The following is a 6,501-nucleotide window of genomic DNA, read 5'->3' on the forward strand; positions in this document are numbered from 1 at the left end:
GACAAGGAGATCTACAAGGAACGCAACCTCGTGGAACGATTGTTCCAAAAACTGAAAGAATACCGCCGTGTCGCCACCCGATACGAACGGCTGGCGGTCAATTATATGACTATGCTGAGCTTGGCCAGCGTGTTGATTTGGCTTAAATGAGAACAGCCCCTAGGGCTGTTTAAAAGTCATAATGTGAATTCATTACAGAGCATGATAATGAATCAACAAATATAAACAACCCGTTCGTAATTTAATCTTAATTATGGAACAAATTCGGGTATAACAAACCCTGGAAACAATGATATAAAAAACACTCCATGAATTTTGCATCCGATAATTGGGCAGGTGCCCACCCTACGATTGCACAGCATTTGTTCGAAGCATCCGTTGGCTTTTCAGCACCTTATGGCGCCAGTGAACAAGACCGTAGGATTGAACAACGGTTTAGCGAACTTTTTGAACGCGAAGTTGCGGTTTATTTTGTCAGTACCGGTACCGCAGCAAATTCGCTGGCGCTCGCTTCAGTCAACCGACCAGGCGGAGTCTCTTTTTGCCACCGTGAAGCGCACATGCTGGAAGATGAATGTGGCGCACCGGAGTTTTTTACACATGGCGCACGCTTGGCTCCGGTTGATGGCAAGAATGGAAAAATTGACCCAAGCAATCTCAAAGCCGAAATCCAACGCTTTCCACCTAATTTTATCCATGCCGGTCAACCAATGGCGATCTCCATTACCCAGTCCACCGAAATTGGAACGGTGTACCAGCCTGATGAAATTGCTGAAATCGCCGAGATTGCCAAGTATTACCGATTGCCCCTGCATATGGATGGTGCACGTATTGCCAACGCCCTAGTGGCATTAGACCTGTCCCCGGCGGACATGACATGGAAACTGGGCGTGGATATCGTTTCTTTCGGCGCCACTAAAAACGGATGCTGGTGTGCTGAAGCCTTGGTCTTTATGGATCCAGTGATGTCTAACGACTTGCCGTTTATCCGAAAACGTGCTGCACAGTTATTCTCTAAAAGCCGATTTATAGCGAGCCAATTCGACGCCTATTTGCAAAACGGGCTTTGGTTAGAATTGGCGCTTCATGCCAATACAATGGCTAAGTATTTGGAAAACGGCATTAAAAACTCCAAAAACGCACACTTAGCGTGGCAGGTTGAAGCGAATGAGGTTTTTGCCGTGATGACCAAAACTTGTTCTGAGCAACTCAAACGGAAAGGCGCCATTTTCTATGAATGGAATCCGCCACGGGCTAAACAAGACCTATTAAGCCATGATGAGGTTCTGGTGCGCTTGGTAACCAGCTTCGCGACTGAAACCGACCAAATCGATCTGTTTCTTAAAAATTTGGGTTGATCACCGCTTGCCATCCATTGGTTTGGAGTTATATTGTCTTCATAGGTATCCGCCATTATTTCTGAAACCATCGGCCAACACTGCAAGCCGGATCCTTCAAGCCCCTACCACCTGGTCGCCGACTTGGTCAGGACAGCCAATCTGGCCAGTAAATTGGCGTTGCCGGAAGCAGTTTTCGATTCCGAAAAGTGGGGTCTCTCCGACGAAGGCTTGTGCGCCATCATGGATGGCGTGCACGACCAGTTTGATGAGGTGTTCTCGATTTTTTATCCCGTATTGTGATCCTTTATTAATGATTTTGGCTTCTTGCCGATACGTTAAGCGCCGACTGTATTACCAACCCCCTGAATTTCAGGCTATCCACGGTTTACTAGCACATCCAGAATGCTACGCCCATTGCCTGAAAAACGCTTCAATTTGGAGTGCGGTCAAGGGCCTGCTGAGGAGGAACCCTTGCACCTCATGGCAACGCCTGTTTTTCAGGTAGTCCAGTTGGCCGTCGGTCTCGACGCCTTCAGCGGTCACCTTCATGCCCATGCCCTCGGCCAAGGCAATGACGGCGTTGGCAATCCCGCCGTTGCCCGAATCCTGGCCTATGTCGCCGACAAAGCTCTTGTCGATCTTCAACCGGTCAATGGGGAATCTCTTAAGGCGGCCCAAGCTGGAGTAGCCTATACCAAAATCGTCGATGGCCAGTTGGACGCCCATTTGTTTCAGGGACAGGAGGACGGCAAGAACGGTCCCCTCATCGGAGATGATCGCACTTTCGGTCAATTCCAGCTCCAACAACCGAGGATCCAGGCCGGTTTCCGCCAGGATCGACGACACGAGCTGGGCAAATCCCTTGTGCAGGACTTGCATGGCCGAGACGTTGACGGCCAAGCGGGCGAGCGTCATGCCTTGGCTAACCCAGGTGGCCGCTTGCCTGCAGGATTGGCGGAGCGACCACTCGCCGATACTGACAATGAGCCCGGTGTCTTCCGCCAAGGGGATGAATTCTTCCGGTCGTACCTCCCCTAATTCAGGGTTGTCCCAGCGCATCAGGGCTTCCATGCCGGAATACTGGCCCAAGGCAATATCGAACAAGGGTTGGTAATGCATGGCCAGTTCCCCGCGCCCGACGGCTTTCCTGAGATGCCGTTCCAGGTTATGGCGGCGCAAGGCGATTGCGGTCATGTCTGGGGAGAAATATTGGTATTGGTTACCGCCTTTGCGCTTGGCATAGTGCATCGCCACGCCAGCGTTTTTCAGCAAGTCATCCTCGCTGTCGCCGTCATCGGGGAAAATGGCGATGCCGATACTAGTGGTCGTGTAGAGTTCGTGCCCTCCTATGGTAAACGGTTGGGCAACATTGGCGAGCATGCGTTCAGCGACGGTCGCGGCATCCCCGCTCCGTGCGATCGCGGACAACAACACCGTGAACTCATCGCCCCCCAGCCGGGCCAACGAGCTGTCGTCCTGGCTGGTGTCCGTGCGGGCCAATATGTCGCTGCCCCTGAGCCCCATTTGCAGGCGTTCACCGACGGCCTTCAGCACTTGGTCGCCCAGTTGGGGCCCCAAGGTGTCGTTGAGGCGCTTGAAACCGTCAAGGTCCATGAACAGGACGGCCAGTTTCAGCTTTTGCCGTCGGCCCAAGGTGACCATGTGCTGCAGGTATTCCCGGAAAAACTGGCGGTTGGGCAAGTCGGTCAGGCCGTCGTAATTCGCCAGGTGCTGGAGCCTACGCTCACTTTCCAGCAAACGCCCGGCCATGTGCTGGCTGGCACAAAGCAGGTGGCGCACCCGACAAACCAGCACGGGGATATTGGCCGTCTTGGCCATAAAGTCGGTTGCGCCGGCTTCAAAAGCACGGCCAATCAATTCTACGTCTTCAGATTCGATAATCACCAAGAGTGGCATGTTTTCGGCCCCAGGCAACGTCCTGATGGCCGCACAGGCCACAAAGCCGTCCATCCCGCCCGGCAAAACGCCATCGAGTATGACGGCATCAACGCCATTTTTGGTGAACAGCCCCAAGCCCAGTTCGGCACTGGCGGCTTCGGACGTTTGTAGGCCAGCCGAGGTTATGGCCTCGGACACTTGCGAGCGCAGGTCCGGGTCGGCACTGATGATGAGGACATTGGTTCGGCTTTGCATGCCTTTGTAGCTATTGTTTATGGGCAAATGTTAAGAGTGTCCTTCCTTTAGCGGAAGGCATTTCTAAAAACCAACGCTAATTGGCCAAGTTTTAATGGAGCAGTGCAACCAGGGCGTTTCGTCTGAGCCAATTGCCTGTCATTTGATACCAATTGATAAAAGAGAAGTTTAGCCGATTTTAAGGATTGTGCCGGAAATTGTGGCTTAGCACATGATGCCCTTATCTTGGTTGGCTGTATTGGCAGGTTTTGTGTTTAAGGCCCAAATCAAATCGGGTTTTCGCTAACTTTTTGGTGAAGCAGGCCTAAGTTGAAAGCCTTGTGGCAGTTAATCCGCAATGAATGGGTTACCCATTTGAAGGTCGGCTATGTAGTCACTAAGACATAAGGCAAAAATGAGGCCAACAGCCGGAGTGGGTCGGATTGCTCGATTTTATTTCGAGCCAAAATGAGATTGGCGACTGTCAGGTATTAAGGAAAGCAAATATCTATACAACCTAAAAATTTTCCAGGGCTTAGTTGTGTTAAAAAAAATCTAATTTTTGTGATTAATTCGCATTTCCTAGATTGAAAGAATAGTAAGATAGACAAATGCTTCTTAAGCGGCTTCTAAAGGAGACCAGACTCATGAATGCGCATGCGAGCTTTAAGTCCCTGCAAGAAAGCGTGAATGGAGATTGGCAGTTGATCCTGAGCGAATTCGGGCAATTTGCCAAAGGGTTGCCTGATCGCGTGATGGCTCACCTTAAATTACTTGAAGGCGATTTTGGTGGGTTTCCAGTAGACCGATATACCCATTCACTCCAAACGGCTACCCGTGCGATACGCGACGGCCGTGATGATGAATATGTCGTCTGCGCTTTACTGCACGATATTGGTGATACGTTAGGGACTTACAACCACCCTGACGTTGCGGTTGCCATCCTCAAACCGTTTGTCTGTGAAGCCAACCTTTGGATGATCCAACACCATAACATTTTCCAGGGTTATTATTTCTTCCACCATATCGGGATGGATCGCAATATGCGTGAGCAATTCCGGGATCATGACCACTTCGAGCGCACAGCCGAGTTTTGTGAGCTGTACGACAGCCCTGCCTTTGATGCCCACGCCGAAACCTTGCCCATCAGTGAATTCGAGCCCTTGCTGCGTCAGGTCTTTGCCACTCCCCTAAATTCACTTTACAAAGCGGCGTTTGAGTCCGGGTCGAAGTAACAGTTCACCTTGTGTTCTTCTGAAATTGTTACGAGGCTTAGGGCTATTGATTACACGACATTCTCCAAACCTGACCTTGGCTCGAATCAACCAACGCCGTGAAGACCGGCCATGTGCAGACAGCCATCATTTTCAAAAAATACTGATTCAATAGCGGATAGCAGACCATCATTTAACAAAGTTTAGAGTAACTATGCATCTAATCAAATCAAAGACAACAATAATAAAAATGAATCATCGAGTCAACCAGCCCAGATTCGTCCAACCTGATTCAATGTAAAAATGCGGTCTTTTTCAGAATCATAAAAAACTTCGTCTCCGCATAGAATATCCCCTTCATCGGGGCCATAAGCACTAAATACGCTAGTTAGAGAAAGTATCTCTCCTCTTCCATTTGGATGCTCTGTGAGGGAATATTTCTGATTTGGACGTTTCTTTAGATATGAGATAAGTTGATCTGAAGTTGAAAAATAACGTGGCTTATTCTCTTCATTACTTGAGTCAAGGGGAACAAGAAACGCAAGGCGGACTTCATAAAGATCATTAGGAATATAGTTTAAAATCATATTCGCCCCCCCTCTGGCGTTAATTAAGTTTTGATCGAATAATTTCTTCGGACAATGATTGCGAAGTTTCAAGCGCTTTTAAACGCGGCAACAACTCCTCCCGGCGATGAATATCCAGCTTATCAAAGATTTTTCGGATATGGTCTTTAACGGTAGTGTATTTGATATGAAGGCATTCACCAATTTTTTCCGAAGATTCGCCATTTGCAAGCATCATAGCTACTTCTTTCTGGACTGGTGAAAGCGGTAAATCCCGAAGGGTGCGGAATATTTTTAATTGCTGCGGTTCATGATGCTCAATAGTGATCCCAATCAAATTCCCCGGTTCATTACCTTGATGTTCCAACCAGTAAGCGCGGAACACAAAACGCCCGAATACATTGTTGTGTGTTACGGACGGAGGCGGCGCGTTTTTATTGACAAATATGGCTTCTAGATTTTGGCACAGCCTAAGCAAACATGGCGGCAGTTTAATCGAGTTGATCACAAAACCTTTATCATCTTGTTGATTGGCTTGCAATAATAAGAGTTTGGCTCGCTGCGTGAGATAAATGATCTGGCCTTTTGAATCGGCGACAATAAGCCCGGTATCCCCGCTTAATTCATAATCAACCGGTAATTGAGCAGGTTGGTTCACTGCATGCATAACATAAGGTAGCAACTGTAAAAACAAAGTATGTTCTGTACTATTAAACGCCTTGCTGGTGCTAGGGCGATATAAAAACAGCCTGCCCACCAACATCTTATTTATTTCAATATGAGCCAGCATCATGTGGTGCTGTGACGCAGGCCGCCAGAGCAAATTGTACAAGTCTGACCGATAAAAGTTGTCCCCAATCATATTTGGATCATCCACTATCGGGTATCTTTTGTAGTCAATCTTTGCCAAATGGTGAATGATAAAGTGCGGCAAGACTAACCTGGCAACCTCAAGTATCTCAGGCATGAACACATCGGTAATGGGAATCGCAGGAAAACCCAGGGGATCCAACGGGGTATAGACATTATTTTCCGAAGGGATAACGGAATGCACAGACCGTAAGAATTCCCCGAGCACAACTTCTTTCGGCAATTGTAGGCAACATAATTGCCGAAGATAAGCCAAGGCATTGCTCTGTTTCATATAATTCTCCCCAGAATATTACAAATTAAGTAGTTTCCTAGGCCATTCTCTAAGCGGAATGTGTCAGTTGAAGTGTAACAAGAATTAGTTCTAAAACACAGTAA

At 48.4% G+C, this 6,501-nt stretch carries 7 protein-coding genes; 4 read left to right on the forward strand and 3 right to left on the reverse strand.

Annotated elements, in window-relative coordinates; translation table 11 throughout:
- Positions 1–9: 9 nt before the first annotated feature.
- From MGMO_RS08965 to MGMO_RS19945, 3 genes are all read left to right on the forward strand, one after another.
- On the forward strand, positions 10–150 hold the full coding sequence (locus MGMO_RS08965) for a transposase (RefSeq protein ID WP_407656510.1): 141 nt from the start codon (positions 10–12) through the stop codon (positions 148–150).
- A 158-nt stretch (positions 151–308) separates the two neighbouring features.
- Positions 309–1,358: a threonine aldolase family protein gene (locus MGMO_RS08970; RefSeq protein ID WP_023494736.1), complete on the forward strand. Its 1,050-nt coding sequence runs from the start codon at positions 309–311 to the stop codon at positions 1,356–1,358.
- 123 nt (positions 1,359–1,481) lie between these two features.
- On the forward strand, positions 1,482–1,640 hold the full coding sequence (locus tag MGMO_RS19945) for a hypothetical protein (RefSeq protein ID WP_161808479.1): 159 nt from the start codon (positions 1,482–1,484) through the stop codon (positions 1,638–1,640).
- 105 nt (positions 1,641–1,745) lie between these two features.
- Here the strand turns inward: MGMO_RS19945 and MGMO_RS08975 are convergent, their stop codons facing one another.
- Complete coding sequence (locus MGMO_RS08975) at positions 1,746–3,494, reverse strand: putative bifunctional diguanylate cyclase/phosphodiesterase (protein WP_023494737.1); 1,749 nt, start codon at positions 3,492–3,494, stop codon at positions 1,746–1,748.
- Between the two features lie 626 nt (positions 3,495–4,120).
- Here MGMO_RS08975 and MGMO_RS08980 point away from each other — a divergent pair.
- A complete protein-coding gene (locus tag MGMO_RS08980; protein ID WP_023494738.1) occupies positions 4,121–4,708 on the forward strand; it encodes an HD domain-containing protein in 588 nt (195 codons plus the stop codon).
- 242 nt (positions 4,709–4,950) lie between these two features.
- On the opposite strand, the gene MGMO_RS08985 is transcribed toward MGMO_RS08980, so the two are convergent.
- Both MGMO_RS08985 and MGMO_RS08990 read right to left on the reverse strand, forming a co-directional pair.
- Positions 4,951–5,274, reverse strand: a complete 324-nt coding sequence (locus MGMO_RS08985; protein WP_023494739.1) for a hypothetical protein — start codon at positions 5,272–5,274, stop codon at positions 4,951–4,953.
- 19 nt (positions 5,275–5,293) lie between these two features.
- A complete protein-coding gene (locus MGMO_RS08990) occupies positions 5,294–6,397 on the reverse strand; it encodes a helix-turn-helix transcriptional regulator (RefSeq protein ID WP_023494740.1) in 1,104 nt (367 codons plus the stop codon).
- Positions 6,398–6,501: the final 104 nt, after the last annotated feature.

The sequence above is a fragment of the Methyloglobulus morosus KoM1 genome (assembly GCF_000496735.2).
GTDB lineage: Bacteria > Pseudomonadota > Gammaproteobacteria > Methylococcales > Methylomonadaceae > Methyloglobulus > Methyloglobulus morosus.